Annotated in this window: 31 protein-coding genes; 12 read left to right on the top strand and 19 right to left on the bottom strand. The window is 71.9% G+C overall.

The features are described 5' to 3' along the window. Positions 1-25 precede the first annotated feature (25 nt). A complete protein-coding gene (locus K1J60_RS20520; protein WP_220647482.1) occupies positions 26-1,114 on the top strand; it encodes an alkene reductase in 1,089 nt (362 codons plus the stop codon). A 246-nt stretch (positions 1,115-1,360) separates the two neighbouring features. On the opposite strand, the gene K1J60_RS20515 is transcribed toward K1J60_RS20520, so the two are convergent. After that, positions 1,361-1,732 (bottom strand): ArsR/SmtB family transcription factor, encoded by a 372-nt coding sequence (locus K1J60_RS20515; protein ID WP_220647481.1) that lies wholly within the window; start codon positions 1,730-1,732, stop codon positions 1,361-1,363. Positions 1,733-1,947: 215 nt separating this feature from the next. On the opposite strand from K1J60_RS20515, the gene K1J60_RS20510 reads away from it, so the two are divergent. Further along, positions 1,948-3,315: an NAD(P)-binding domain-containing protein gene (locus tag K1J60_RS20510; protein WP_259407816.1), complete on the top strand. Its 1,368-nt coding sequence runs from the start codon at positions 1,948-1,950 to the stop codon at positions 3,313-3,315. 28 nt (positions 3,316-3,343) lie between these two features. Beyond that, entirely contained in the window at positions 3,344-3,808 is a 465-nt protein-coding gene (locus tag K1J60_RS20505; protein WP_220647479.1) for an ArsI/CadI family heavy metal resistance metalloenzyme, read from the top strand. A 50-nt stretch (positions 3,809-3,858) separates the two neighbouring features. Here the strand turns inward: K1J60_RS20505 and K1J60_RS20500 are convergent, their stop codons facing one another. The 6 genes from K1J60_RS20500 to K1J60_RS20475 all read right to left on the bottom strand — a co-directional run bounded on the left by K1J60_RS20500 (position 3,859) and on the right by K1J60_RS20475 (position 7,979). Further along, positions 3,859-4,173 carry an SCO5918 family protein gene (locus K1J60_RS20500; protein WP_220647478.1) on the bottom strand — a complete coding sequence of 105 codons (315 nt, stop codon included), beginning with the start codon at positions 4,171-4,173 and terminating at the stop codon, positions 3,859-3,861. 6 nt (positions 4,174-4,179) lie between these two features. After that, complete coding sequence (locus K1J60_RS20495) at positions 4,180-4,440, bottom strand: CBS domain-containing protein (RefSeq protein WP_220651576.1); 261 nt, start codon at positions 4,438-4,440, stop codon at positions 4,180-4,182. A 146-nt stretch (positions 4,441-4,586) separates the two neighbouring features. Then, positions 4,587-6,023: a DEAD/DEAH box helicase gene (locus K1J60_RS20490; protein WP_220647477.1), complete on the bottom strand. Its 1,437-nt coding sequence runs from the start codon at positions 6,021-6,023 to the stop codon at positions 4,587-4,589. Between the two features lie 178 nt (positions 6,024-6,201). Next, positions 6,202-6,405, bottom strand: coding sequence for a cold-shock protein (locus tag K1J60_RS20485; RefSeq protein ID WP_220647476.1), 204 nt, complete (start codon positions 6,403-6,405; stop codon positions 6,202-6,204). A gap of 295 nt (positions 6,406-6,700) precedes the next feature. Further along, positions 6,701-7,117 (bottom strand): ATP-binding protein, encoded by a 417-nt coding sequence (locus K1J60_RS20480; protein WP_220647475.1) that lies wholly within the window; start codon positions 7,115-7,117, stop codon positions 6,701-6,703. A gap of 517 nt (positions 7,118-7,634) precedes the next feature. Further along, positions 7,635-7,979 carry a hypothetical protein gene (locus K1J60_RS20475; protein WP_220647474.1) on the bottom strand — a complete coding sequence of 115 codons (345 nt, stop codon included), beginning with the start codon at positions 7,977-7,979 and terminating at the stop codon, positions 7,635-7,637. 6 nt (positions 7,980-7,985) lie between these two features. On the opposite strand from K1J60_RS20475, the gene K1J60_RS45970 reads away from it, so the two are divergent. Further along, positions 7,986-8,873, top strand: coding sequence for a DUF5994 family protein (locus tag K1J60_RS45970; RefSeq protein ID WP_259407815.1), 888 nt, complete (start codon positions 7,986-7,988; stop codon positions 8,871-8,873). On the opposite strand, the gene K1J60_RS20465 is transcribed toward K1J60_RS45970, so the two are convergent. Both K1J60_RS20465 and K1J60_RS20460 read right to left on the bottom strand, forming a co-directional pair. Beyond that, positions 8,868-9,431 carry a DUF5994 family protein gene (locus K1J60_RS20465; RefSeq protein ID WP_220647473.1) on the bottom strand — a complete coding sequence of 188 codons (564 nt, stop codon included), beginning with the start codon at positions 9,429-9,431 and terminating at the stop codon, positions 8,868-8,870. The two genes, K1J60_RS45970 and K1J60_RS20465, sit on opposite strands and share 6 nt — an antisense overlap. Positions 9,432-9,587: 156 nt before the next feature. Then, positions 9,588-9,839: a hypothetical protein gene (locus K1J60_RS20460; protein ID WP_220647472.1), complete on the bottom strand. Its 252-nt coding sequence runs from the start codon at positions 9,837-9,839 to the stop codon at positions 9,588-9,590. A 190-nt stretch (positions 9,840-10,029) separates the two neighbouring features. On the opposite strand from K1J60_RS20460, the gene K1J60_RS20455 reads away from it, so the two are divergent. Continuing rightward, positions 10,030-10,527, top strand: a complete 498-nt coding sequence (locus K1J60_RS20455; protein ID WP_220647471.1) for a DUF5994 family protein — start codon at positions 10,030-10,032, stop codon at positions 10,525-10,527. Between the two features lie 84 nt (positions 10,528-10,611). Here the strand turns inward: K1J60_RS20455 and K1J60_RS20450 are convergent, their stop codons facing one another. After that, entirely contained in the window at positions 10,612-11,379 is a 768-nt protein-coding gene (locus K1J60_RS20450) for a hypothetical protein (protein WP_220647470.1), read from the bottom strand. Positions 11,380-11,580: 201 nt separating this feature from the next. On the opposite strand from K1J60_RS20450, the gene K1J60_RS20445 reads away from it, so the two are divergent. Genes K1J60_RS20445 through amaP form a run of 5 tightly spaced genes read left to right on the top strand, consistent with a single transcriptional unit; the run spans position 11,581 to position 14,017 of the window. Further along, positions 11,581-12,012: an Asp23/Gls24 family envelope stress response protein gene (locus K1J60_RS20445; protein WP_220647469.1), complete on the top strand. Its 432-nt coding sequence runs from the start codon at positions 11,581-11,583 to the stop codon at positions 12,010-12,012. Between the two features lie 38 nt (positions 12,013-12,050). Beyond that, entirely contained in the window at positions 12,051-12,278 is a 228-nt protein-coding gene (locus K1J60_RS20440) for a hypothetical protein (RefSeq protein ID WP_220647468.1), read from the top strand. Then, positions 12,275-12,721, top strand: coding sequence for an Asp23/Gls24 family envelope stress response protein (locus tag K1J60_RS20435; protein ID WP_220647467.1), 447 nt, complete (start codon positions 12,275-12,277; stop codon positions 12,719-12,721). The genes K1J60_RS20440 and K1J60_RS20435 overlap by 4 nt, the downstream gene beginning before the upstream one ends. After that, complete coding sequence (locus K1J60_RS20430; RefSeq protein ID WP_220647466.1) at positions 12,718-13,413, top strand: DUF6286 domain-containing protein; 696 nt, start codon at positions 12,718-12,720, stop codon at positions 13,411-13,413. Before K1J60_RS20435 ends, K1J60_RS20430 begins: the two co-directional genes overlap by 4 nt. 10 nt (positions 13,414-13,423) lie before the next feature. Continuing rightward, entirely contained in the window at positions 13,424-14,017 is a 594-nt protein-coding gene (amaP, locus tag K1J60_RS20425) for an alkaline shock response membrane anchor protein AmaP (RefSeq protein ID WP_220647465.1), read from the top strand. An 87-nt stretch (positions 14,018-14,104) separates the two neighbouring features. On the opposite strand, the gene K1J60_RS20420 is transcribed toward amaP, so the two are convergent. The 9 genes from K1J60_RS20420 to K1J60_RS20385 all read right to left on the bottom strand — a co-directional run bounded on the left by K1J60_RS20420 (position 14,105) and on the right by K1J60_RS20385 (position 22,546). Next, a complete protein-coding gene (locus tag K1J60_RS20420) occupies positions 14,105-15,319 on the bottom strand; it encodes an HTTM domain-containing protein (protein WP_398683258.1) in 1,215 nt (404 codons plus the stop codon). Continuing rightward, positions 15,309-15,854 (bottom strand): DUF5819 family protein, encoded by a 546-nt coding sequence (locus K1J60_RS20415; RefSeq protein WP_317619721.1) that lies wholly within the window; start codon positions 15,852-15,854, stop codon positions 15,309-15,311. Before K1J60_RS20415 ends, K1J60_RS20420 begins: the two co-directional genes overlap by 11 nt. Before the next feature lie 356 nt (positions 15,855-16,210). Next, entirely contained in the window at positions 16,211-17,548 is a 1,338-nt protein-coding gene (locus K1J60_RS20410) for an ice-binding family protein (RefSeq protein ID WP_220647463.1), read from the bottom strand. A gap of 364 nt (positions 17,549-17,912) precedes the next feature. Continuing rightward, positions 17,913-18,650 (bottom strand): cation transporter, encoded by a 738-nt coding sequence (locus tag K1J60_RS20405; protein ID WP_220647462.1) that lies wholly within the window; start codon positions 18,648-18,650, stop codon positions 17,913-17,915. After that, a complete protein-coding gene (locus K1J60_RS20400) occupies positions 18,650-18,985 on the bottom strand; it encodes an ArsR/SmtB family transcription factor (RefSeq protein WP_220647461.1) in 336 nt (111 codons plus the stop codon). The genes K1J60_RS20405 and K1J60_RS20400 overlap by 1 nt, the downstream gene beginning before the upstream one ends. A gap of 84 nt (positions 18,986-19,069) precedes the next feature. Then, positions 19,070-19,903: a PIG-L family deacetylase gene (locus K1J60_RS20395; protein ID WP_220647460.1), complete on the bottom strand. Its 834-nt coding sequence runs from the start codon at positions 19,901-19,903 to the stop codon at positions 19,070-19,072. 325 nt (positions 19,904-20,228) lie between these two features. After that, entirely contained in the window at positions 20,229-21,959 is a 1,731-nt protein-coding gene (locus K1J60_RS20390; RefSeq protein ID WP_220647459.1) for a SpoIIE family protein phosphatase, read from the bottom strand. 24 nt (positions 21,960-21,983) lie between these two features. Next, complete coding sequence (locus K1J60_RS45965; protein WP_259407814.1) at positions 21,984-22,115, bottom strand: hypothetical protein; 132 nt, start codon at positions 22,113-22,115, stop codon at positions 21,984-21,986. A 74-nt stretch (positions 22,116-22,189) separates the two neighbouring features. Then, complete coding sequence (locus K1J60_RS20385; RefSeq protein ID WP_220647458.1) at positions 22,190-22,546, bottom strand: PRC-barrel domain-containing protein; 357 nt, start codon at positions 22,544-22,546, stop codon at positions 22,190-22,192. 293 nt (positions 22,547-22,839) lie between these two features. Here K1J60_RS20385 and K1J60_RS20380 point away from each other — a divergent pair, with 293 nt between their 5' ends. Both K1J60_RS20380 and K1J60_RS20375 read left to right on the top strand, forming a co-directional pair. After that, positions 22,840-23,460: a DUF5994 family protein gene (locus K1J60_RS20380; protein ID WP_220647457.1), complete on the top strand. Its 621-nt coding sequence runs from the start codon at positions 22,840-22,842 to the stop codon at positions 23,458-23,460. A 5-nt stretch (positions 23,461-23,465) separates the two neighbouring features. Next, a complete protein-coding gene (locus K1J60_RS20375; RefSeq protein ID WP_220647456.1) occupies positions 23,466-23,741 on the top strand; it encodes a hypothetical protein in 276 nt (91 codons plus the stop codon). Positions 23,742-24,015: the final 274 nt, after the last annotated feature.

Below are 24,015 nucleotides of genomic sequence, written 5' to 3'. Positions count from 1 at the left end.
GACCCATTCTCCGAAGGAAGCTGCCATGACCACCGCGTTCGACCCGATCGACCTGAGCGGCAAGACGCTCGCCAACCGCGTCGCGATGGCGCCGATGACCCGCAGCCGCGCCGACGCTCCCGCCGCCACGGCGACGGAGCTGATGGCGACCTATTACGCCCAGCGCGCGAGCGCCGGCCTGATCATCACCGAGGGCATACAGCCGTCGGTGGGCGGCCAGGGCTACACCAACACCCCCGGCCTGCACTCCGCCCAGCAGGTCGACGCCTGGCGGAAGGTGACCGACGCCGTCCACGCCCAGGGCGGCACGATCTTCGCGCAGCTCATGCACACCGGCCGGATCAGCCACCCCAGTCTGCTGCCCGACGGACTCATCCCCGTCGCCCCCTCTCCCGTCGCGGCGGCGGGCCAGGTGTTCACCTACCAGGGCCCCCAGGACTACGTCACACCGAAGGAACTGGACCCCGACGGCATCGCCCAGACGATCGCCGACTACGCCGACGCCGCGCGCAACGCGATCGCCGCCGGTTTCGACGGCGTGGAGATCCACGGGGCGAACGGCTACCTGATCCACCAGTTCCTCGCCCCCAACACCAATCTGCGCACCGACAGCTGGGGAGGTGGCGCCGCGGACCGGGTCCGCTTCGGTATCGAGGTCGCCACGGCCGTCGCGGAGGCGATCGGCGGCAACCGGACCGGCTTCCGCATCTCCCCCGGCAACCCCTACAACGACATCGCCGAGACCGACCCGGCGGACGTGCTGGAGACCTACGCCACCCTGGTCGCCGGTCTCGCCCGGCTGGACCTCGCCTACCTGCACCTGGTCGAGAGCCCGGACCGCGTCCTGACCGCCCGGCTGCGCAAGGACTGGCCGACGGCGTTCGTCCTCAACCCCTTCACCCACCCCGAGACCACCGGGCCCGGCGCTCTCACGCACATCGAGGACGGCACCGCGGACATCATCGCCTTCGGCGCGCTGTTCCTGGCCAACCCGGACCTGCCCGCCCGCCTCGCAGCCGGCGGCCCCTACAACACCCCCGATGCCGCCACCTTCTACGGCGGTGACCACCGCGGCTACACCGACTACCCGGCGCTGCCCGCCGACAGCGCATGACCTGAAAAGCAGTCCTCGCCGGCGAGTGCGGCGAGGCAAGGGGGTGCGGGACGGTGAGCCACGCACGTACGACCTGCGCGGCAAGCGCTTCGCGGTCTGCCGCGGTCTGCGTGGTCGGCAACTCCCGCACCGAGTACGGGGCGACTCCGAGTCGGCGGGACGGTCCCCCTCACGGCCGTGCCGACCTCACGGTCCGCCGGGGAGGTCGGCCGACCCGGATCCCGCCCCGGACGGGGCGGCCGGGCGTCACACCGCGGCCGGTGCGACGGTGAGCAGCTTGCCCATCGCGGCCAGGACCGACGGCTCGACCCGGTAGTAGACCCAGGTGCCGCGCCGCTCGGAGGTGAGCAGGCCGGCGTCCTTCAGCTTCTTCAGGTGATGGGAGACGGTCGGCTGGGAGACGCCGACGTCGGAGATGTCGCACACGCACGCCTCGCCGCCCTCGTGCGAGGCGACCGCGGAGAACAGCCGCAGCCGTATCGGGTCGCCGAGCGCCTTGAACATCCGGGCGGCGGTCTCGGCCTCCTCCGCCGTGAAGGGGCGCTCGGTCAGCGGCGGGCAGCAGGGCGCCACGGCCTCGGCGGGTTCCACCAGCGGGAGCAGCTCGGGATTCGACATACGTCTATGTTGACACATGTCGAAGCAGCGGGGGAGGCGGAGGCGGCCGGAGTGGATGGAGGTGGATGGAGGTGGATGGAGACGGATGGCGTGGACGGAGGCTCGCGGGCGGCGCATCCGCCTGGATTCGATGAATGTCTATATTGACGCTTGCCGAATCAGGTGCCATGCTGGCCCCACAAGCCATCGACGAATGTCGAAGCAAGGGAGTCACCGTGAGCGCGTCCACCACCGACCAGCTGCCCGTCGTGGTCGTCGGGGCAGGCCCGATCGGCCTGGCCGCCGCCGCCCACCTCATCGGGCGGGACATCGAACCGCTGGTCCTGGAGGCGGGGCCGTCGGCCGCCGGCGCGGTCCGCGCATGGGCGCACGTGCGGCTGTTCTCCTCCTGGGCCGAGGTCACCGACCCCGCCGCGGAGAAGCTCCTGGCCCCCACCGGCTGGGTCCGCCCCGACGGCGCCGCCTACCCGACGGGGGGCGACTGGGTCGAGCGCTACCTCCAGCCGCTCGCCGACGTCCTGGGCGACAAGGTCCGCTACGGCGCCACGGTGACCGGCGTCGCCCGCGCCGGACGAGACCGCGTCGTCGACTCCGGCCGCGAGGAGCAGCCCTTCACCGTCCACATCCGGACCGCGGACGGCATCGAGGAACGCCTCACCGCCCGCGCCGTCATCGACGCCTCCGGGACCTGGTCCACGCCCGGCCCGGCGGGAGCGAACGGCCTGCCCGCCCTCGGCGAGCGAGCCGCCGCCGACCGCATCAGCTACCACGTCCCGGATCTCAAGGACCCGACGGTCCGCGCCCGTTACGCGGGCAGGCGCACCGCCGTCGTGGGTTCCGGCGCCTCCGCCTTCACGGCCCTCGCGCTTCTCGCCGACCTGGCCGAGGAGGAAGGCGACGGCACGCACGCGGTGTGGATCCTGCGCCGGGGGATCACCGGTTCGACGTACGGCGGCGGCGAAGCCGACCAGCTCCCCGCCCGCGGCGCCCTCGGCCTGCGGGCCAAGGCGGCCGTCGAGGGCGGCCACGCGAGCGCCGTCACCGGTTTCCGTACCGAGGCCGTGGCACGCGAGGGCGACCGGCTCGTGCTGGTCGCGGAGGACGGCCGGCGTCTGGACCCGGTCGACGAGGTCGTCGTCCTGACCGGTTTCCGCCCCGACCTCTCCTTCCTCGGCGAACTCCGCCTCGGTCTCGACGACCGCCTCCAGGCCCCGACCGCCCTGGCCCCGCTGATCGACCCGAACGTCCACTCCTGCGGCACGGTCTACCCGCACGGCGTGACCGAGCTGTCCCACCCGGAGAAGGACGTCTATCTGGTCGGCATGAAGAGCTACGGCCGCGCCCCGACCTTCCTCGCGATGACCGGCTACGAGCAGGTCCGCTCGGTCGCGGCCGCGCTCGCCGGGGACCGGGAAGCCGCCGAGCGCGTGGAGTTGACCCTGCCCGAGACGGGCGTGTGCGGCGGCGCCGGCCTCTTCGACGACCCCGACGCCGCCCAGGGCGGCAGCGGCGGCGGCTGCTGCGCCGCCCCGACCACCCCGCTGATCAGCATCGGAGCCCCGGCCTCGTCCGGCGGCTGCTGAACCACCCACCCTCACCAGGAGGTTCGCCATGACCCGCGTACAACTGGCTCTCCGCGTCCCGGACCTGCAAGCGTCCGTGGCCTTCTACAGCAAGCTCTTCGCCACCGAACCCGCCAAACTCCGGGACGGCTACGCCAACTTCGCCATCGCCGAGCCCCCGCTCAAGCTGGTCCTCATCGAGGGCGCAGAGGGCGAGGCGACCCGCATGGACCACCTCGGCGTCGAGGTCGGATCGACGGAGGCCGTCCACGCCGCCACCGCCCGCCTGAGCGAGGCGGGCCTGGCCACCGCCGTCGAGGACGACACGACCTGCTGCTACGCCCTCCAGGACAAGGTGTGGGTGCACGGGCCGGGCCAGGAGCCCTGGGAGGTGTACGTCGTCAAGGCCGACGCGGATTCCCTGGCCAAGCAACAGGGCAGCGCGTGCTGCGCCACCGACGCGGCGGGCGCCGACACGAGGGAACCGGCGGCGGCCACGGGCGGCTGCTGCTGAACGCCGCTCCTACCGCCGCCCCGTAGATCCGGCAAGGGCCCCGCAGCCTTCTAGGCTGCGGGGCCCCCGAGGGCTTCCGAGGCGGCCTGGAGGCGGCTGTGGGCGTTCGTGGCCGGGAGGGCGACCGCGACGGGACGAACATGGCAGGTGAAGCCGAGCCGGGCCATGGCCCGGGTGACCTCGCCGCAGGTGAAGTCGCGGCGGTCCTGACGGGTGATGACCGCACCGACCTGCATCACGGGATAGCGGCGGCGGCCGATGGTCACGGAGTCACCGGTGACGATCTCGGGCCTGACACCCGCCATCAGGGCCATCACTCCGGGCTTGGTCAGGTCGAACGGGTAGCGGGCGATGACGCAGCGCATGGTGCCTCACAGGGAGAAGGAGGAAGGAAGGACGACGGGGTACGGTGCGCCGAGGACGTCCCGCAGCCGGATGCGGTCGGTGTAGGCGGAGCTGCCGCGGTGCGCGGCGAGTTCGGCGCGGGTGACGGAGCCGGTGCGCTCGTCGTCCCCGTCGCACAGGATCAGGTGCTCCACACCGGCACCGGCCATGATGGACAGGGCCACCTCGACGGTCATGTCGTCGAAGACCCGTAGTTCGCTCGCGTCCGGGCGGTCGACCAGGGTCATGACGTCACGCGTGGTCGGCTTTCGATGCATCTGAAGCGGTGTCACGACTGCCTCCTGCGGTACGGGCGGATTCTGGGAGTGCGACGACTTCGCGCAGGCCGTTCGCGCCGGCGGTTCGCGCCGGCCGGCGACGGACGGTCGACCTGTCACGCGACGCGGCGATTCCCGGCGGCCCCGCCCCGGGCGGCGCGCCCTCGGCGGCCCCGGGCGGAGGCCGAACCACGGCCCGAGGCCCGCCGGGGCGACTCCGCGGGCGGCGCGGCGATGACGACCGGGACACCGGACGGGGCCTGGGCCCCGGTGATGCGGTTCAGTTCCGCCTCTCCCGAGCGCACCGCGGTGATCATCGGGGTGATGCCGGCCGAGGCCATCAACCGGCTCACCTCGCGGCGTTGGCGCGTCGTCACCAGGGTGACGACACTGCCGGACTCCCCGGCGCGCGCCGTACGGCCGCCACGGTGCAGGTAGTCCTTGTGGTCGCCGGGCGGGTCCACGTTGACCACCAGGTCGAGACCCTCGACGTGGATGCCGCGCGCGGCGACGTTGGTCGCCACCAGCACGGTCACCTGTCCGCTCTTGAACTGTGCGAGGGTCCGGGTGCGCTGCGGCTGTGACCTGCCCCCGTGCAGGGCGGCGGCACGGACTCCGCTGCCGAGGAGGTGGGTGGTCAGCCGGTCCACCGCGTGCTTGGTGTCCAGGAACATGATCACCCGGCCGTCCCGCGCCGCGATCTCCGTGGTCGTGCGGTGCTTGTCCGTCTCGTGCACGTGGAGCACGTGGTGCTCCATCGTGGTGACGGACCCGGCCGACGGGTCGACGGAGTGAACCACCGGGTCGGTCAGATAGCGGCGGACCAGCAGGTCGACGTTGCGGTCCAGAGTGGCCGAGAAGAGCATCCGCTGGCCGCCGGGACGCACCTGGTCGAGCAGCGCGGTGACCTGGGGCATGAAACCCATGTCGGCCATCTGGTCGGCCTCGTCGAGGACGGTGACGGCGACCTCGTCCAGCCGGCACTGGCCCCGCTCGATGAGGTCCTTGAGCCGCCCGGGCGTGGCCACGACCACCTCTGCCCCGGCCCGCAGCGCGTTCGCCTGCCGGCCGATGGACATCCCGCCGACCACGGTGGCCAGCCGCAGCCGCAGGGCGCGGGCGTACGGGGTGAGCGCGTCGGTGACCTGCTGGGCGAGCTCCCGGGTGGGGACCAGGACGAGGGCCAGCGGCTGCCGCGGCTCGGCGCGCCGTCCCGCCGTGCGGGCCAGCAGCGGGAGGCCGAAGGCGAGGGTCTTGCCCGAGCCGGTGCGGCCGCGGCCGAGCACGTCACGGCCGGCCAGGGAGTTCGGCAGGGTCGCCGCCTGGATCGGGAACGGCACGGTCACGCCGTCGTGGCCGAGCGCGGCCAGCAGCGGCGCGGGCAGGGCGAGATCGGCGAACGACTCGACGGCGGGCAGCGCGGGCGTGACCGTCTTCGGCAGGGCGAACTCGCCGCGGGGCGCGGCCTGTCGGGCGTGGTGGCCCTGGGGGCGGCGCCGGGTGCCGGAGCGGTCATGGGTGGAGGTGGTGCGTGACGGGCGTGCTCGGTTCATGCGGAACCTTCCTCGATGCGGGCGCGTATCAAGGAATTCCCGCAGCGCAAAGAACGGCGCAGAGAATTGCGAGAGCGTGCCGAATGGGGCAGGGGGGAATCACCCTGAAAATGCAGCGAGCTGGGGCCCGCACCCCAAGGTGCGGGCCCCAGCTGCGAAGTATGCGTCAGTGCCGTTGTCAGGCCGGAACGATGTTCTCGGCGGTCGGGCCCTTCTGGCCCTGAGCGATCTCGAACGACACCTTCTGGCCTTCCTGCAGCTCGCGGAAGCCCTGGGTGGCGATGTTCGAGTAGTGGGCGAAGACGTCGGCGCCGCCGCCGTCCTGCGCGATGAAGCCGAAGCCCTTTTCGGCGTTGAACCACTTCACAGTACCGGTGGCCATGTCATTTCTCCTTCGGAAACGGTGCTCGGAGTGCGCCTCGTGCGCTCTCCGTGTCGCCGTGATGATCAGCCCGTCGGAAAATGAACCTTTTGGCAACCACAACTGCAACTTGTCTCGACAGTAGCACGGAATGCTCGCCCGCCTGTCGCCGATAATTCCGCTCCACCGCCCGGCGCAAGAAATTCTCCCGCGCCCGTTTCAGATTTTCTCCTGCGAACCGACGGGTATTTCGCCACCTCGGCGGGTCGGGAGCGCGCTCACGAGGAGGCACGGTCCGAGTGCGCCGCCGGGCCGGTCACAGGGCCAGCACCGCGCGCACTCTGTTGCCACCCCCGGCGACCCGAACGATGTCGAAGCGCTGCGCCAGGCACCGCACCATGGCGAGACCCCGCCCGCTCTCGCTCCAGGTCGTCGGCGGCCGCACGACGGGTCGGCCCGGGCTGCTGTCGTAGACCTCGACGGTCACCTGTGTGTCGGACACCCGCAGGCGCAGCCGACAGGTGCCGCCGTGCCGTGTGGCGTTGGTGACCAGCTCGGAGACGATGAGGGTCGCGTCGCCGATGTGCTCGGCGTCGAGCCCCGCCGTCCGGCGGTCCGACCGGGTGAGGAACTGCGAGGTCAACTTGCGTGCCCTGCCCGCCGATTCGGCCTCGTCGGGCAGCAGGTACTCGACTTGCGCGGAACGCCTATGGGTACGCCGATGCGTACGCATGGCGGATCACTTCCCCTCCTGGGCCATCCGACCACCATGGCCGTGGCCGCTCGCCGGGCCGCGGCGTGTCCTGCCCGGCCGGGCCTGCCCGGTGCTGATGCCCGGTGCGGATGATCGCCAACCGGAAAGGGTGAGCCGGGCATCGCCGACGCCGCACGGTGCCTCACCGGAGGTCGTGTGTCCCCGGCGCGGTGGCGGCCGTAGGGGGCACACGCGGGCCGCACGGTCGGCAGGTCACCGGCACGGTCCACCGGCGCCGCCCTCGCACGGCCGTGCGGGAAGCCCCCGCTCCTCCGCCTCGGCATGCCGACAGGCGGGCCGCCCGAAGGGTGCTCGGTGGCCGTGCGGGCTGATCACCCTGGGGAGCCCGCCCGGCGCTTGCGGAGTCCTTCATCTGCTCGCCCCGCATCCCCCGCGTGGCGAGACCGTGGAGCGGACGACTGGCGGCCGTCGGAAGGCGCCGGGCAGGCGCTCGGCACGCGAAGCTGTGGTCGTTCGCGCCCGGCAGCCGCCCGGTTCAGGCGCGCAGCAGCCGCCCGGTGATCTCCCGGTACTCCCGGAGCGCGATCCGCAGTTCGGCGGACTGCGTCTCGGGGTCCCGGTCCTGCCAGCCCGTGCGCAAGGCGCTCCGCCGGTCCGCGAGGGCGTGCATCAGCGCGGCGGTGGCCTCGTCGAAGGCGGTCTCGGCCTCTTCCAGGGCCTTGTCCGGAGCGTCCGCGAAGGTGTTCAGGGCGTGTCCGAGGCGCCGGACGATCTTGTCCCGCTCGTCGGACGGGAGCAGTGGTTCCGGGCCCGTGGCGCGGCTCCCGGAGACGCCCGGGGGCCGGTCGGCGGGCTGCTGGGCGCGTGTCTGGTCGTACATCTTCGTGTGTACCGCTTCCGTTGCGTTGGGGGTCGCCGCCCGAGGACGCCCTCGGTCTTCTCGGCGGCCTGTTTCAGGCTGCCGGCAACCCGGTCGGCCCTGCCCTTCACGGCCCTGCGCCGTCCCGTCAGTCAACGTCCGGCGACGATCCGTGTCAACGCGCACCGGCCCGAGCGCCCCCATCGGGGGGGCCTGACCGGCGATCTCCGGGGGATTCCCGGCTCGGGGAGTACGGTCGGGCGAACGAGGGTGCGTCGTGCCCATCCGACAGGTCGTCTCCAGCACACCACCCGTCCACCAGGGGCAGCCCGTGGCCCCGGCCCGCACCTCCGTCCCAGCGGTCCACGCCGAGGCGGAGAAGCCCCTCCGAGGCACCCAGCCCCACCACGCCTGTCCCACAGCGCCCGGCACGGCGTCGACCGTCAGCCGCCCCCGTCGTGCTCGACGTCAACCACCCGATCGCGCACGGCAGTTGGCAGGAGCCATCATGACCACCGCACTGCAGGCCCCGCTTCCCTCCCAGCCGGTCCGCGCCTGCTCCTGGCCCCCCAGGGGGAGCTGCCCCGGGCCGTCGACGGCGCGTGGTGGCCCCGTTCGTACGACCTGCTCACCGAACTTCCGCACCTGCTGGCCGGGTTGCCGCGTACATGGGGCCAGATCACCAGTGTCACGGTCAGCGGGGCCACGTGGCCCGGCCGGATCCTCGTCTCCCACCAGGTCGTACGACTGCGCAGAATGCCGGGGGAATCCGCCCCGCGCACCGTCGTGCTGCTCGCACCCGGCCGGGGACGCCGGGACCTGCTGGTCGTGCCGCCGGACACGACCGAGGAAGCCGCGGAACCGCTCATGTCGGCCGCCGCGGGCGGTCAGGTCCGACCCGGCCCGTCGCTATGAGGCGGCGGCCGCCGCCGCGTCCCCGCGGTCGGCTGTCGCGTGTCCGTCGCCGGCCGGACCGGATCCGGTCCCGTACGACGGGGCGGTGCCGTCCGGCCGTTCCGCCGCCATGAGGGCGGACGCGGTGGACCGCGGACCGGCGCAGGCGCTCGCTGCGGCCATCAGCCGGGAGGCGGACGGGTCGGCGGTCTCCGGGGGGATCACCAGGAGGTTCCAGCGGACCACCGTGCCGGACAGCAGCAGGATCTGGTGCGGATCCAGCTCCGAGGTGAACCAACCGACCTGCACCACACGGCCGTTGACATAGATCCTGCGCGGAATGATCGGCCAGTAGCGGGGGTTGACGCCGATCCGGGTGACCCTCCCCCGCAGCGGGTCCAGTACGTCGGCCAGCGGGGGGAGTTCCTGTGTCAGATCACGTGTGCGGGGCCACCAGGCGCCGTGCGGTCGCGGTCCGACGTCTTCGCGGGGAGGACCGTCGGGTGCGAGGGCGAGGCGTGCGGGCGGGACCCCGAAGGGTGTGGCGCTCAGCAAGGCACGGTCGGTGGTCGCGGACATCGTGCGGACCCGTCTCCGGACCCCCTGCGCGGAGGCAGTCGTCCGGCGTCGTCGCTCACCAGGAACGACACCGGTATCGGTGCCGGCGCGCGAAGTGCTCCCGATGACCTCACGCTACTCCCCGAACAGACCGAACGCACCGCTCCGACCATCGCCTCACTCGTGCCGCCGGCCCTCGTCGTGGGAACGGCTGGTCTCCAGCCAGGACCGAGCGGGTTCCGCCGCGCGGGTGGTGTCCACGGTGAGGTCGAGGCGCGTCCCGCCGTCGGGGCCGGCGGGATAGCTGCGCTGCTCGGTGGCGTCGAAGCAACGGCGGAGTACCTCCGCGATCCGACGCGCGACCTCGGGCGAGGCGGCGACGACGCGGACCTCGGCGTGTCCGTCCGAGGGTGTTTCCAGGGACCGCATGGCGACCTCGGAGTTCGATGTCCCCGTACGAGACGGGCCGGATCTTTCACTCTACTCCCGCGGCCCCCACGGTCCCCGCGGCTCCTGCGCGTGACCGGCGGGCTCCCCGGCCGCTGTCGGGGGGGGGCGGGAGTACGGTGAGAACGAGGAGCCACTCGGTCCCCTCATCCCAGGTAGGCAGGCGAGTGCGATGGCCGACTCCGACTCCCCGAGGGTGACCAGACTCCTCCCGGACGCGGTCCACCGGGCCGTGCGGCCCGGGACGGTTGTCGTCCGGCTGGAGACGACGCATGACCGGCAGGGCGTGCTCGACGGGGTGTGGTGGCCCCGCTCCCGCGACATCGCCGCCGAACTCCCCAGCCTGATCAGCGCATTGACCGAGCACCTCGGCCCGGTCACGCGTGTCGGTCTGGACAGGGAAGCCTGGGAAGGGCTGCCGACGCGGATGACCATCGACGACCGCGTCATCCATATCGACTCCTTCCCGGTCGGCGACGACACCATCCTCGTCACCCGGGGCGAGCAGGATCTCTTCTCCCTCCTCGTGGTCCCGCCGGACGCGACGCCCGACGCCGCGCGCGCCGCCATGGCCGAGGCCGTCCGCGCAGGCAGCGGGAGGCGGGCCGAACAGATCCTCATCGACACCGGCGCCGGCACCGGGCGAGCGGAGCCGGGCGAACGGACCTGAGCGAGCGCACGGAAGCCCGGTGGGAGGAAGCGTCGCCGGTCACCCGGGCCGATGCCGCCGTCGTGGCGGTGGTCTCCGTGATCTTCAGGCCGCGGTCCCCGTGATGAGGACGGTCACGGTGACCGGGCCCGTGGCGCCGGTGGTGGCCGCGTCGGCCACGGCGTCCCGGACGGCGCGGGCGACTTCCAGCGGATGGTGACCGGGGGCGACCGCGAGTTGGACTTCGAGGTGCCGGCCGGGCGGATCGTCATGGTCCGCCACCATGACCGGGCGGCTTCCCCACACGGCGGCGAGGCGGGCGACGCCCGGAACACCCGTCACGACGTCCGCCAGCTCCCCGGCGACCCCCCGCAGGGATCCTGCTCCGGTCACCGGGAGTGAGTCTCGTGCGGCCGTGTCTTCCGGTGCGGGCGTCGTGCCCTTCGCCGCGGGCCGCGGCTTCACTCCCGTCTCCGGGCCTTCAAGGAGATCAGTGATGCGCAGATCAGCTGTCACGGTGGCCAGGCCGAGCTGTTCGCGGGCCGCGTCGAGCAGCGCGCTCCTCAACCGGTCGGCGGTCTCAGGCAGCGGCTGCGCGAGCGATGCCGTGCAGGCGGCTTCGATCCTGAGCGGGCCAGGCGGTAGCGCGCCGGTCGGCGGCCGGACGGCCGGCGCGGACACGGGCTCGTGCGGTGCCGGCCTGATGCGCAGGGCCTCCAGCCGGACACCGGGAATCCCGGCGGCCGCGCGCCCGACATCCCGGAGGGCCGCCTGCTCGGTGATCCATGTCCCGTCTTCGGGCCCGCCGAGCGGGAGGAACCGGCCCGGGGCGAACCGGTGCCGTACCGCCTGCGTCCACGCCTCGGCTTCCACGGCTTTCCACCCTCCTTCTTCCGGGGCCGCGATCCCTCCCCGCCCGCGCTGCGCCCGGAGTGTCCGCGAGGCCGCGGGCAGGGGCTCAGGCCACCCGTCCGACCACTCCACCTCACGGTCTGCAATACCATCAAAAGATATCAAAACGGCTGTAATCTTGAGGTGAGTCCTGTCTGGGTTTCATGAGGGAGGAATGTCCCGATGACTGAGAACACCGGCGTTGGACAGGGCGGTGCGCCCGGCACTCGCGGCCGGACGACCGTCGCCGATGTGGTGGTGGAGAAGATCGCCGGGATGGCGGCACGGGACGTGCCCGGCGTCCACGCCCTGGGCAGCGGATTCGCGCGCTCGATGGGATCCATGCGGGAGCGGATGCCTGGCACGGACAGCGGCAGGTCCGTCACGCGCGGGGTCAGTGTCGAGGTCGGAGAGCTGCAGGCCGCCATCGATCTGGAGATCGTCGTCGACTACGGCGTCTCGATCACGGACGTGGCCGGTGCGGTGCGCGAGAGCGTGATCTCCGCGGTGGAGCGGATGGCGGATCGGGAAGTCGTGGAAGTCAACCTCATGGTCAGCGACGTGCAGCTGCCCGACGAGGAGGACGAAGGGGCGGGGCGCCAGCGGATCCAGTAGCCGGGGCGGAGCAGCCCGCTTGAGTGAAGGAGCGCGTGATGAGCAGGGCCGTGGTGGGATTGATGGCCGGAATGGCGCTGGGTTTCGCCGCGTATTTCGGTGACTTCTGGGCTTTCGTGCTGGTGCTGGGGCTGGGCATCGTCGGTCTCGTGGTCGGGCGGTTCATGGAAGGTGATCTCGAACCGGGCGACTTCGTCCGCCGCCGGGACCGGCAGGATCGGATCCGCGACGACCGGCGACAGGCTCGGGGAGACTGGCGGCGGTGAGCGGGGAAGCCGACGAGCGTCCGGGCGTCCCCCGCGGGGAGCGCGGGGCGACCGCCGTCACCGACCGGGTCGTCGCGAAGATCGCGGCCCGGGTGGCGCGTGAGGCGCTGAGCCGGTTCACCGAGTCGGCCGGCCGCGTACCGCCCGGCCACCGGACGCCACAGGTGACCACGGCCGTGCGGCGGGCACCGGAACGGACCAGCGCGGGACGGGACGCCGAGTCCGCCGCCGGACGGCAGGCGGTGCTCGGCGAGGCACGGATGCGCATCACCGTCGAGCTCGGCTATCCGTCCGACATCGGGGCGCAGTGCGCCGCGGTGCGCCGGGAGGTCACCGAGCGGCTCAGGACTTGGGCCGGCATGGAGGTGTCCGACCTCGTGGTGTCGGTCGAGAGGCTGCACTCGGCGCACACGCGCCGCACGCGTCAGGAGAGGGTGAGATGAGCGCGAACACCTGGCGGCAGTCGACCGGCGACAGCGCCCCTCCCTCCGCATCCGGACCGGCGGCTCAGTCCGCCGATGGCACCCCGGAGGCGGGGACGGGCGCGGGTGCGACGACGGCGACGGATGAACCAGGCCGGCCGGCGCGCCGTTTCTGGTCGGGGCGGCGGATTTTCGCGGCCTTGGTGGCCCTGCTGTCCGCCGTTGCCGTCGGATTCCTCCTGTACGACGTGATCGCCGTCCGCGCGGGCCGGTCCGCGATGCGCTGGCGGCGGCGGCTCGCCGAGGAACTGGCCACACGGCCCCTGGACGACGTCTGGATGATCGTCGGGGCCGCCGTGGCGATGGCCCTCGGCCTGTGGCTCTTCCTGCTGGCCGTGACGCCGGGACTGCGCAGGCTGCTGCCCATGCGGCAGCTCACCGGCATCCCCGGGGCGGAGGACGTCCGCGCCGGGCTCGACCGCCGCGCGGCGGCCCTGGTTCTGCGCGACCGGGCCATGCGGGTGCCCGGTGTCCAGTCGGCGCAGGTCGATGTCGGCCGCCGGAAGGTCAAAGCCCGGGCACGAGCCCATTTTCGCGATCTCGAGGAGGTCCGCTCCGACCTGGAAGCCGAGCTGGGCGAAGCCCTGACGTCCTTGGGCCTGGCCCGGCAACCCACACTGGCCGTGCGCGTCCGGCGCCCCAAGAAGAGCTGAGGTGATCCTGATGCTCAGGACGGTGAACCGGGTGCTGCTCGGGCTTCTCGGTCTCGGACTGTTCGCCCTGGGCGGCGGCGTGCTGCTGGGCGCACTGGACCTGCAGCGCCACTGGGATTTCGACGTGCCGGGCTGGTGGCCCTTCCGTGGGCCGGACGATGTGGTGCTGGGCGCCTGGGGACGCACCCGGTGGCGGGAGGAAGGCTGGTGGTGGCCGACCGTCATCGCGGTGCTCGTGGTGCTGCTGGCCCTGCTGCTGTGGTGGCTCCTCGCACAACGCAGACACCGCCTGGACCGGGTCCTCGTCGACAGCGAGGACGGCACGGCGGCCCGGCTCGACGGCCGCACACTGGAGGACGTGATCGAGGAAGAGGCACAGGCCCTGGACGGGGTCTCGCGGGCTCACGTCCGGCTGACGGGCCGACGTACCGCTCCGACCGCGCGCGTACGGCTGCTGCTGGAGCCTCACGCCGATCCGGCGCGGACTCTGGGGCGACTGAGCCGGGAAACACTCGCACACGCGCGGGACTCGGCCGGCCTGGACCGCCTCCCCTCGAAGGTCCGACTCCGGGAAGCCCGCCACAGCGCCCGACGCACCGTCTGAGATTCCCTGGACGAAGCCCTCCGGGGTGGGGAGAGGAGAGCGGTTCAGCAGGCTTCCTGGTGCTGCCGGATCCGTGGACGTCGGCGTTCAGGGTCCCGTGACGCGACAGCGCGGGGCCGGGGCCGAAGGGGACGGGAGCTGCGGCCCGGACGGCGACGGTGAGGTTGAGGGAGGTGAAGGCGGCCCGGTGGGCGTGCTCGCTCCGGATGCCCGTCTCGTCCTTCCGGTACCCACCCCCTGAGCCGCGCGCCGCCACAGTCGTCCCAGCGCGCGGTAGAAGCGGTCCGGCAGGAAGACGGCGTCGGCGATGATCATCGCGCCGGAGAACAGGGGCAGCCCCATGAGTACCGCGATACCCAGGTGCATGCCCAACAGCAGGGTCAGAACGGGGTACTTGAGCCGCCCGAACAGGACGAACGGGAAGGCGACCTGCAACAGGACCGTCAGATGGCAGGCGATGGCGAGCAGTACGTCGTGCTCGTCCGCCATGAGCGAGAGGCCGGGCCAGGGCCGGAACAGGTCGAGGTTCAGGACGTAGTGAAGGGCGGTCCCGTTGCCCCAGGATCCGCCCTGCGCCTTGTACAGACCCGCGGACCCGTAGAGGAGGCAGACCTGGGCCGCGATGACGAACATCCCGCAGTTGTGCAGCACGGCGACCAGGGTCCGCCGGGAAGTACGGAGGTGATCCCGGAGCCCGCCCGCCGTCCGGTGCACCGGCAGGCGCGTCTCCGTACCCGCGCGGGTACGAAGCCTGGCTCTGCGCGCGTCGAGGGAGCAGCGACGGCCGCACGCGGTGAAGACGAGGTAGACGGCCATGAGGAGGATGAGGTTGTCCCCGCCGTCGGTCATGAAGATCGCCCTGCCGTGGAACGACGCGACCACGACCGCGAACAGCACGGACACCGCTCGGGTCCGCCACCCGAGGACGAACAGTGCCGATGTGCCGACGGCCAGTGCGTAACAGGCCTCGAAGTAGGCCCGGTTGTCGGACAGGGTGAGGAGGCTGATCCACCCCGTCTGGTCGAACAGCTGCCTCGCCAGCTCCGGCGTCCACGGTGATCCCGGACCCCAGATCTCGTCGCGGTGCGGAAACTCGCGCAACAGGAAGACGAGGTAGACGAGCCCGTATCCGATGCGCAGGACGGCTGCGGCGTACAGGGAGACGGGCCGCTCCGTCAGGACGCCGAGGCCCGCGTGCCACCGGTCGCGTGTGCGGTGCGACGCGCCCGCCGCCGTCCTCTCGGCCGCACGCGGGTCACGCGGCTCAGGCGGGCGCGGTGCGGGTACGTGCTCAGTTTCCAAGGGAGTCCGCCTTCACCTTCCACCAGGGCAGATGCCGCGTATCGGACGTTCTCGGCGCGACTGCGCCCGCGCCCGTGCCGCCCGCTGAGGCGGGCGCGGCGATGGGCACGGTGACCACCCGTAGCTGGACGGCCTCGAAGTTCCCGCCACGGTGGGCGGCGACGCGCTTCGAGGCGATGTTGGTCAGGTACCGCTGAATCATCAGTGCCCGCTGCGAGCGAGGCCGGTCGTCGCCACCGTGGGTTTCGAGGTAGGAACTCCAGGCTCGTCGCAGCATGTTCTGTGCCGTGTGACTCGGGAAGGGGTTGTGCTTCACGGCCGAGTTGTCCACAGCGGTCAGATCGAACCAGCCGCTCACCTGCTTGGCGCCGTCCGGGCCGGTGTGCACGGTCCTCACCGAGATCTGTCGGTTGACCGATTCCGGATCCGGGGCGAAGAGCCGCCAGTTCTGCTCGAACAGCGGGTGGACCCATGCGTCGACCTGGCGGCTGTACTGCTGGGAGAGCGGGTTCGGGGGCGCCACGTGCAGAAACACGAGGAGCGCATGGGCCAGGGCCGTCGCCAGGCAGAGGGCCGCGGCAGTACTCGTCAGCGCTTGCAGGAGGATCGGCGGAGGCTCCGATCGTGGCGGGGGCTTTTCCACGGATACTTGCTTGGATTCGGCGGCCGGTCTGTCCGTGGTTCTGTCGGCGGTTCTGTCCGTGGGTCTGTCCGTGGATTCTGTCGCGGATTCGTCCGCACCCGTCGACACAACGCCGTCCAACACGGCCTCACCCGGCCTTTCGATCCCGGCTTCTCTCACTGCTTCTCCTGAAGCTCGTCGGCGGCGCGCGACGGAATGGACAACGATCCGCCGCGCGCCGCCCGTCCCGTCAGGGACGCACGGGGGACTCAGCTACGAACGCTGCCGTGGCCGTCGCCCTCGCCGGACTTGCTGTCGTGCTCGCCGTGACCGCCGTGACCGCCGTGCTCTTCGTGCTTCCCGCCGTGGTCGTGCCGGCCGTGTTCTTCGGATTTCCCTCCGGGGCCGTGCTGGTCGTGCTCTTCGGGGCCGTGCTGGCCGTGTTCTTCAGGGCCGTGCTGGCCGTGTTCTTCGTGCTTTCCGCCGTGGTCGTGCTCCCCACCGTGGCCGTGTCCGGGCCCGCCGATCACGCCGCCGTCGACACCGCCGTTGACGCCGCCGTTGACGCCGCCGTTGACACCGCCGTTGACACCGCCGTTGACGCCGCCCGTGGTCCCGCTTGTCGTAGCACCGGCGACAAGGCCGCCGAGCGCTCCGCCAGTGGTGCCGCCCGTCGTCAGGACGCCGCCGAGGAGACCACCCGGGGTCCCACCGGTTCCGCCGCCCGTCGGCACGCCGCCGATGACGCCGACCGTGGTGCTGCCCGTGCCGCCCGTGGTGGCCCCGGCGATCACACCGCCGGTGACCAGACCGCCCGTGGTCGCGCCGGTCCCGCACGGTCCCAGGAAGATGTCGTTGGTGTCCAGCGTCACGGCGCCGTCACCCCGTGCGCCCGCATCGGCCAGCAGTCGGCCGTTGATGTCCGCCCCCGTGGTGGCGGTGATCGAGGTGTCGGCCAAGATGGTGCCCACGAAATCGGTGTTGGTGCCGAGCGTGGCCGAGCTGCCGACCTGCCAGTACACGTTGCACGGCGAAGCGCCGTTGACGAGGCTCACCGTGCTGTTCTCGGCTGCCGTGTTCAGGGTGGAACCGACCTGGAACACCCAGACGGCGTTGGGGTCGCCCTGGGCGTCCAGGGTGAGGGTGCCGGTGATCTGCGCGGAGCTGTTCGCCCGGTAGAGGCCCGGCGTCAGTGTCTGGCCGCCGTACTCGTGGGGAGCGTCGTTGTACACCGCGTCCGTCAGAGTCTGCCCGGCGGCCTGGTTGTACGCCGTGGTCAGGTCGATCTTCGCCTGGGCCGCGTGGGCATCGGCGGAGTGCAGGGTGCCGGGTGGGGTCACAATGCCGGGCGGGAACCCGGTGATGGCCGTACCGGGGCTCACGCCTACGTTGAGGCCCTGGACCACCGTGGGCCCGGTGTTGCTGACGGCCGCGCCGGCCAGTACTCCGTAACTGGCTGCCGTGCCCAGAGGCACGGGGGTGGCGATCGCGTGTGCGCGTGGCGGTGTCATAGCCACGACGACGGCGGCGATCACCACAGCCGTCACCGCCGCGATCCACACCGAAATGGTGCGCCGTACAGGCGCGTCAGGAATATGCGTCGTCATTGAGGTGGCCAGCTCCTTGAGGAAGGATCTCGGCGATTCTCGGCAGAATGGAATCGCCCGTATTCTGCCTTCGGCATATTACGCAGATAAGGAATGCGTCTGTGGAAACAGGAGCTGGTTTCGCTGAAGTGGAAGATGTTTGTGGAAGGTATGCGCAAATGATTAATGGGCTGAATGGCCCTGTAATCGGGGAGCGCCACCGATCGACGCTTCCTTCGGGCCGGTGCACAACGACCCCGGCGTATGCACGCCGGGGTCGCCCTTCCGGGCCGCGGCACGTGAGAGTGCGTTGACCCATTTGCCATTGTATGCCTGGTATGGGGGAGGTGTGTTGGTGTCGGGGATTCCCAGGCGCTCCGACTCGTCAACCGCGGCAGTCGCAGCCGGGACGGCACCCGCACGCGTCCGTCTCGGTGCCGACCGACGGCGTCGCCGAAGGGGCGGTCGGGGCGCAGCAGCCTTCGCCCCGCCAGGTGTCGCGGCCTTCCTTGACGGCGATCGCGGCGATGGCGAGGGCGGCGACGGGGTCGGCCCAGGACCAGCCGAGGGTGGCGTTGAGGACGAGGCCGGCCAGGAGTACGGCGGAGAGGTAGGTGCAGAGCAGGGTCTGCTTGGAGTCGGCGACGGCGGACGCGGAGCCGAGTTCGCGTCCGGTGCGGCGCTGGGCGGCGGACAGGAAGGGCATCACGGCCAGGGAGAGGGCGGCGAGCACGATGCCGGGGACGGAGCGTCCGGCTTCCCCGGTGCCGGCGAGGGCGCGGACGGCGTCGACGCCGACGTATGCGGCAAGGGCGAAGAAGGACAGGGCGATGATCCGCAGGGTGGTCTTCTCGCGGGCCTCCCGTACGGCGTGCTCGCGGGCGGAGAACTGCCAGGCGACCGCGGCGGCGGAGGACACCTCGATGACGGAATCGAGCCCGAAGCCGATCAGTGCGCTGGAGGAGGCGAGCGTCCCGGCGGTGATCGCGACGACCGCCTCGACGACGTTGTAGCTGATGGTGGCGGCGACCAGCAGACGTATGCGACGGGCGAGCGCGTCACGCCGGGCGGGGGAGGGCCCGAGGGGCAGTGATATGGAGGCCCCGGATGCCTCGGAGGTCATCAGCAGCAGCCCTTGTCCTCGGCGTCGGGGCAGGTCCTGTCCGCCTCGACCGCGACCACGGCGGTGCGCAGATCGTCCAGGGCATGGCCGAGGCGTTCGTCGGTCAGCTCGTACCGGGTGCGGCGTCCGTCGGGCACGGTGACGACGAGTCCGCAGTCCCGAAGGCACGCCAGGTGGTTGGACAGCCGCGTACGCGAGACGCCGATCGTGTCGGCGAGGTCCGCGGGGTAGGCGGGCGCCTCCCGGAGCGCGAGCAGGATGCGGCAACGGATGGGGTCGGCGAGCGCGCGCCCGAACCGGACCAGGACGTCGATGTCAGGGGCGAGAGTGAGCACCCTTCGAGAGTACAGCTAAACCTGAATTCAGGAATCCATGGATGCGCGGGCCTCGTACGGACCAGCGTGGGATCGAGGAGCGGATCAGCGCAGCCCGGCGAAGAGATCGTTCTCGGGTACGGCCGCGCCGGTGGCGTCCTGGACCCGGACGAAGGTCTCCATGCCCATCAACTCGCCGAACCTCTCCTTGCCCATCTTGAGGAAGAAGATGTTCTCGCCCTGACTGGCGTGCGCGGCCAACGCGTCGAACTTCTGACCGCTGAACGCGGTGGTGTCCACCCACGTGGTGATCTCGTCGTCGGGGAGGCCGATCTCGGCGAGCGCGGCGGCCTCGGCGGGGTCCGGCTCCGGCATGTCCTCACCGAACTCGCGCATGACTTCGCCGAACCGCCGCATCATCGAGTGGGGCATCGTGGTCCAGTACACCTTCGGTGTCAGCTCCGTCATCTCCAGCGCCGCCATCGTGATGCGATGGGCCTGGATGTGGTCGGGGTGGCCGTAGAAGCCGTTCTCGTCGTAGGTGACGACGACATCAGGCCGGTAGTGCCGCATGAGTTCCGCGAGCCGGGCCGCGCCCTCCGCCACGGGTGTCTGCCAGAAGGAGTCCGGGGCGTCGTTGGTCGGCCAGCCCGTCATTCCGGAGTCGGCGTAGTCCAGCATCTCCAGATCGCTGACCTTCAGGACGTCGCAGCTCGCCCGGAGTTCTTGACGGCGCATCGCGGCGACGGCCGAGGGGTCGTGCCCGGGGTCGCCCGGCTTGGCGCCCCCCGGTCCGTCGCCGCAACCGCCGTCGGTACACGTCACGAGCACCGTGCGGATGCCTTCCGCCGCGTACCGCGCGAGGACCCCTCCGGTTCCCGTGGCCTCGTCGTCGGGGTGGGCGTGCACTGCCATGAGCGTCAAAGGCCGGTCGGTCACGAAACAGTCCTCCTGCGGAATTACGTCCGGGTCCGAGTGCGCGGCGGGCGCACCACGATCTCGGGGACCGGATCCCGGTGGGACGGACGACCCCCTGGCCCTCCGTGTTCCCCGCCCGTGCGACGCCGCTCCCCGGTCGGTGCAACCTGCCGGCCGCGCCGGCTGTTCCCGGCGCGGCCGCTCGTACGGCGTTCACCGGGCTGTTCGGCTCGCGCGGTGCGGGGCGCGGCCTTCTCCGGCGACGACCGTCGGCAGCACGTTGCCGCCGGACTCGACGCGGCCGCCGGACTCGACGAGACCGTCGCGAGGCACGCACGGAAGGAAGTCACGGGGTCGGCAGACGCAGGGCGAGGAGGGCCACGTCGTCGGTGCTGCCGGGTGGCATCCGGGCCAGTAGTCCGTCGCACAGCGTGTCCAGCGGTGCGTCCGCGAGCGCGAGGGCGTGCCGGCGCAGCCGGACCAGGCCGGTGTCCAGGTCGCTGCCGGGGATCTCGATCAGGCCGTCGGTGTAGAGGAGGAGGGTGGCGCCCGGCGGCAGGGCCAGCGTGGCGTTCGGCCTGCTCGCGCCGGTGACAGGGGGAGCGCCGAGGACGACTCCCTGTCCGGCTTCGAGGTAGTGCGCCCGGCCGCCGGGGGTCAGGAGGAGCGGCGGCGGATGTCCGGCGCTGGTCCACCGCAGTGTCCAGGGGCCGGTCTGCGGGTCGCCTTCGACCCGGGCGAGGACGAGGGTGGCCATCGGGACGGTGGTGATGGCGGGCATCGCGTCGTCGAGGCGGTCGACGACCGCGCCGGGCGGTTCGGTGTGGTCCCAGGCCAGGGACCGCAGGATGCCGTGGAGTTGGGCCATCCCGGCCGCCGCGGTCAGATCGTGGCCCACGACGTCCCCGATGACCAGCGCGAGCGCGCCGTCCTTCAGCTCGAACGCGTCGTACCAGTCGCCGCCGACCTGGGAGCCGACCGGAGCGGGCTGGTAGCGGGCGGCCAGCCGCAGGCGGCCCGGCTGGGGGAGCGGGGCGAGCAGGTTGCGCTGCATGGCCTCGGCGACGGCGCGCTGACGGCCGTACCGGCGGGCGTTGTCGACGACCAGGCCGACCCGGCGGCCGATGTCGCTCACCACGTCCAGATCGGCGGTGTCGAAGGGGTGCGCCGGGTCGGTGCGCACCAGCGTCAGTGCGCCGGTGATCTCCCGCCCGGAGCTCAGCGGCACCGTGATGACGGACGTCGCGCGCACCGTCCGCAGGAAGTCGCTGTCGAGGGCGGACAGGGGAGAGCCGGGCGGGGCCGCCGGGGTCCCCGGGTCGTGCTGTTCCTGCCGCAGCACAGGGGGACCGCCGTTCAGCACCCGGACAAGCGGCGAGGGGTCTTTCTCCGCGGCCTCGGGAAGGTGCTCGCGCCCGCCCTCCAGGCCGGCGTCCCGGCCTCCGGGACCGGTCACCGTCACCCGGTGGATCTGCCCGGAACCGGCCCGCAGGTCCACCGCCGCCCAGTCGGCGAGGCGCGGAACCAGCAGGCGGCCCAGCCGGGCGAGGGCCTCGTCGGTCTCCAGGGTCTGGCCCAGTACGTCGGTGATCTCCGCGATCAGCGTCAGCCGCTCGTTGAGGTCCTCCAGAGCACTCGTATAGGCCGCACGTTCCCGGCGCGCGCCGTGGTCGACCGTGGCGTCGGTGAAGAGGACGGCCATGCCCTTGACGGAGCCGTCGGCCATCAGGGGAGAAGCGGACCAGGAGATCGTGACCAGGCGACCGTCACCGCGCATATAGCAGTCGCCCTCCCCGCGCGCGGCGGTTCCATCGGCCAGCGACTGGAGCAGCGGGCACCGCTTCCGCAGGAGCGTGCTGCCGTCCGCGTCCCGGTGCAGCATCTCGTGCGCGTCCACCCCGCGCATCGCGCGGGCGGCCCGGCCCAGCAGCCGTTCGGCGGCCGGGTTGACGTCGAGGATCCGTCCGGCCGGATCCAGCACCATCAGGGCGGTGCCCAGCTGCTCGACGACCTGCGGCCAGAAACCCGGCTCGGCCGCCGCCCGCGACGGCCCTTCGCCTCCCGCACCCTGCACCATGCCGCCCTCCAGTCATGGCGACCGTCAGCGGACAGGACGCCGTCCGGCGCGCCGGGCCGGCCGTACCGCGATGAAGGTCAGGTCGGCGACGAGGAGCACGATGCCGATGGCCAGAAGATAGCCCAGGCCGTCGGCTGCCGTACCGATTCCCGGCACACGGCCACGAGGGCGAGCAGAAGGAACACCGCCACCATCGACCCGATCACCTCCTCCGGACCGCGTGCCCGGGGTCAGCGGCGCGCGAGCTGACGTTCGCCCCCTGCTCCCGGCCGGTACGTCATGTCGTAGTGCCGGAAGATCTCTTCCTCCCCTTCGGCCGGCAGCACGTCGTCCGTCCCGATCGACGGGGCCTTCCGCACCTGCCCCCTGTCGTAGGGGACCTTGACGTAGCCGGGGCCGAGGACCGCGTCGTCGAGGGGGACGAAGACCAGGCGGTGGCGGGTCGGCAACCCGGTCCGGACGGTGGCCATGGCCGGTTCGTCGGTCGCCGTGTTCACATAGACCGCTTCGAGCATGCCGATCCTGCGCTGTTTCGGGTCGACCACGTCATGGTTGCGCCACTCGCGGATGTCGGCTGCACGGATCATGCCCCGCTCCTGTCTGTGTGCTCCGCCGGTGGTGAGAGGGCCCCGGCGGACCCATCTGTCATCGTATGACCGAAACACCCTGCCGTCATGGGGGGTGCTGTGGGGCGCCGCGCGCATCGGGCTGTTCCGCCGTCGGCCGGACGGTCTGCTCCCCGAACGGTCCGTCGGACCTGTCCGGGGAGTACGCTCGAAACTACCGAGGATATTTCGCGCACCGGCTTTCAGGCTCGTGTCGTTTTCGGCGATCGAATATGCCGGGCCGGTTGCGGTCGGCCCGGGGCAGGGTTCGCGTCATGACTGCGACCATCTCCCTCTCGCCGACGGCCGAAGCCGAAGACGGTCTCTCCTCGTCCTCGTTCTCCTCTTCCTCCTCGTCCTCTCCCCGTCTGTCGCTGGCTCCCGTGGGTCCCGCACCGGCTCTGCTGGACGGCGCCTGGTGGCCCCGCTCCCGCGATCTGGCGGCGGAACTCCCCTCTCTGACGGCCGTGTTGGATCCGCTGTGGGGGCGGATCACCCGGGTCACGGTGAATCCCACCCACTGGCCGGTCGTTCCGCGCAAGGTGCCCGTCGCCGGGCACGTGGTGAAGGTGGGCTGGTTCCTGTCCGAGCAGGACCCGCACGAACTGCTGTTGCTCTCCTACCGCACGGGCCGCTGGAACCTCCTGGTGGTGCCGCCGCAGACGTCCGCGGGCTCGGCCGCCTGGCTGATGGCCGCCGCGAGCGACCCCCTGGGCACGTCGAGCGCGAGCCGGTTGATGGAGGAGGCCGCGCGCCTGCGGACGGTGTCCGAGGCGGACCGGGCGCTGGAGGCGGTCTGGGACTCCGAAGGAGGACATGAGGCCGGCGAGCCGGTCGCACGTTCCCGGGTCCCGGGCGTGAGCGCCGCGATGCCGCGCCGGCAGACGGGAAGGTGAGCGTCGTGGAGACGTTCGTGACCGTGCTCGTGATTCTCGCGATGATCGCCCTCGGGGCGTACCTCATCCACCAGCTCAACTCGCAGCACGGCGAGCGCACCGCCGGCTTCCACTACGGGCACTCCGGGATGCCTGTCGGCGGGCCGACACCGTCGGCTCCGCGCAAGGGCCACGGCCGGGGCAGGGTGGGGACGGGCAGCGCCGGCCGTCGCCGCGACCATCGCGACGGCGGACGGGGGCGGCTCCGCCCCAGGCGCCGCATCCGTCACGGAGCCGGGTGACCTCCTTCCTCCGGCGGCACTCTGCCCCTGCAGCACTCTTCTCGGCAGGCACTCTTCTCCGGCAGCACTCTCCTCCGGCAGGCACTCTCGTCCGGCAGGTACCCCGCTCCAGGCTTGCGACAGTGCCTTCCGGGCCCCGGACGGCACCCCTTCAGGACACGATGCCCGCCGGGGCGCGGACCTTCCGTCCACCGATCCCGAGGCGCATCCCCGGACGGCCGATCCACCACGGCGCTCACCGACCGGGCTGCCGGACCGGACCGGTCGTTCACTC

Origin of the sequence: Streptomyces akebiae (assembly GCF_019599145.1) — a bacterium.
GTDB lineage: Bacteria > Actinomycetota > Actinomycetes > Streptomycetales > Streptomycetaceae > Streptomyces > Streptomyces akebiae.
The sequence above is the reverse complement of the archived record's forward strand: the minus strand, read 5'-3'. Positions and strand labels throughout refer to the sequence as shown.

Excerpts from the sequence above, each read along its gene's own strand:
- K1J60_RS20520 (WP_220647482.1), top strand. The coding sequence starts at position 26 with ATGACCACCGCGTTCGACCCGATCGACCTGAGCGGCAAGACGCTCGCC.
- K1J60_RS20515 (WP_220647481.1), bottom strand. The coding sequence starts at position 1,732 with ATGTCGAATCCCGAGCTGCTCCCGCTGGTGGAACCCGCCGAGGCCGTG.
- K1J60_RS20505 (WP_220647479.1), top strand. The coding sequence starts at position 3,344 with ATGACCCGCGTACAACTGGCTCTCCGCGTCCCGGACCTGCAAGCGTCC.
- K1J60_RS20500 (WP_220647478.1), bottom strand. The coding sequence starts at position 4,173 with ATGCGCTGCGTCATCGCCCGCTACCCGTTCGACCTGACCAAGCCCGGA.
- K1J60_RS20495 (WP_220651576.1), bottom strand. The coding sequence starts at position 4,440 with ATGACCCTGGTCGACCGCCCGGACGCGAGCGAACTACGGGTCTTCGAC.
- K1J60_RS20490 (WP_220647477.1), bottom strand. The coding sequence starts at position 6,023 with ATGAACCGAGCACGCCCGTCACGCACCACCTCCACCCATGACCGCTCC.
- K1J60_RS20485 (WP_220647476.1), bottom strand. The coding sequence starts at position 6,405 with ATGGCCACCGGTACTGTGAAGTGGTTCAACGCCGAAAAGGGCTTCGGC.
- K1J60_RS20480 (WP_220647475.1), bottom strand. The coding sequence starts at position 7,117 with ATGCGTACGCATCGGCGTACCCATAGGCGTTCCGCGCAAGTCGAGTAC.
- K1J60_RS20475 (WP_220647474.1), bottom strand. The coding sequence starts at position 7,979 with ATGTACGACCAGACACGCGCCCAGCAGCCCGCCGACCGGCCCCCGGGC.
- K1J60_RS20465 (WP_220647473.1), bottom strand. The coding sequence starts at position 9,431 with ATGTCCGCGACCACCGACCGTGCCTTGCTGAGCGCCACACCCTTCGGG.
- K1J60_RS20460 (WP_220647472.1), bottom strand. The coding sequence starts at position 9,839 with ATGCGGTCCCTGGAAACACCCTCGGACGGACACGCCGAGGTCCGCGTC.
- K1J60_RS20455 (WP_220647471.1), top strand. The coding sequence starts at position 10,030 with ATGGCCGACTCCGACTCCCCGAGGGTGACCAGACTCCTCCCGGACGCG.
- K1J60_RS20445 (WP_220647469.1), top strand. The coding sequence starts at position 11,581 with ATGACTGAGAACACCGGCGTTGGACAGGGCGGTGCGCCCGGCACTCGC.
- K1J60_RS20440 (WP_220647468.1), top strand. The coding sequence starts at position 12,051 with ATGAGCAGGGCCGTGGTGGGATTGATGGCCGGAATGGCGCTGGGTTTC.
- K1J60_RS20430 (WP_220647466.1), top strand. The coding sequence starts at position 12,718 with ATGAGCGCGAACACCTGGCGGCAGTCGACCGGCGACAGCGCCCCTCCC.
- amaP (WP_220647465.1), top strand. The coding sequence starts at position 13,424 with ATGCTCAGGACGGTGAACCGGGTGCTGCTCGGGCTTCTCGGTCTCGGA.
- K1J60_RS20410 (WP_220647463.1), bottom strand. The coding sequence starts at position 17,548 with ATGACGACGCATATTCCTGACGCGCCTGTACGGCGCACCATTTCGGTG.
- K1J60_RS20405 (WP_220647462.1), bottom strand. The coding sequence starts at position 18,650 with ATGACCTCCGAGGCATCCGGGGCCTCCATATCACTGCCCCTCGGGCCC.
- K1J60_RS20390 (WP_220647459.1), bottom strand. The coding sequence starts at position 21,959 with ATGGTGCAGGGTGCGGGAGGCGAAGGGCCGTCGCGGGCGGCGGCCGAG.
- K1J60_RS20385 (WP_220647458.1), bottom strand. The coding sequence starts at position 22,546 with ATGATCCGTGCAGCCGACATCCGCGAGTGGCGCAACCATGACGTGGTC.
- K1J60_RS20380 (WP_220647457.1), top strand. The coding sequence starts at position 22,840 with ATGACTGCGACCATCTCCCTCTCGCCGACGGCCGAAGCCGAAGACGGT.